At 75.1% G+C, this 919-nt stretch carries 1 pseudogene; it reads left to right on the top strand.

Annotation, left to right across the window (positions count from 1 at the left end):
- Positions 1 to 520 (top strand): annotated as a pseudogene (locus AN218_RS29315) (DNA primase); the annotation flags it as partial.
- Between the last annotated feature and the right edge of the window lie 399 nt (positions 521 to 919).

Here is a 919-nt window from a genome sequence, read left to right as displayed (position 1 = left end):
GTCGGCCGGTACGGCAGCGCCCCGTGGCGGCCCCGCGCTCAACCTGCGCAGCCCCGCCCACCGCGTCGAGCGCGAGCTGCTCAAACTCGCCCTCCAGCGGCCCGAGTTGGTCGCCCCCGCCTTCGACGCCTACGAGACCGACGAGTTCACCGCACCGCCCTACGCCGCCGTACGCGAGGCCGTGGCGGCGGCGGGCGGCGTCACCGGCGCCGACGACGGCTTTCTGAGCCGGGTGCGCGGCGCCGCCCCCGACGACACCGTCCGCGCCCTCGTGCACGAGCTGGTCGTCGAGCCGCTGCGCAGCGCACGCGGGCGCGAACCGGACGAGATGTACGCGGGCATGCAGCTCGTCGCCGTACGTCTCGCCGCCGTCAACGCCCGTATCGCGGAGCTGGAGAGCAGCGCACGGCGGGCGGAGGCGATGCGCGACGACGAGCGGTCGGCCGCGGTGCGCCAGGAGATCTGGACGCTCACGCAGTACGGACGCTCCCTCCAGGAGCGCGGCGCGGCGGCGCTCTGACCGCTGAGTCCCGTGCTCTTGCGGTGTGTTCAGGCGCCCGGCGCCGCCGTGGGCGCGGCTGTCCGGAACGGTGGCGTAGTCGTACGTAGGCGACAAGTCACCGTCCATCTCAAAAACCGCTCGCACGCCCCTCGTGGGCGCAGTGTGTCGTACCCCACACTGGTGAGCGGTGCTTGAGTCCTCGGCGCGGGGCGTGCGCCGGCCGTATGCCGCTGAGCCCCCGCGGTCCGAACAGCATGTACGCCGCCCCCCGACCGGCAGCGAGCACACTGGAGGTCGCCCCCCGTGCAGACCCGGACCCGGACCTTGACCAGCGCGGCCCCGCCGCCGGCGACCGCCGCCGCGGCCACCGCCGCCCCGGTGCAGCCCGCACAGCCCACTCCCGTACGTCCCACCGCG

The sequence above is a fragment of the Streptomyces nanshensis genome (assembly GCF_001751255.1).
In the GTDB taxonomy this organism is placed as follows: domain Bacteria; phylum Actinomycetota; class Actinomycetes; order Streptomycetales; family Streptomycetaceae; genus Streptomyces; species Streptomyces nanshensis_A.
Note: the sequence above shows the minus strand (reverse complement) of the source record. Positions and strands in the feature narration are given on the sequence as shown.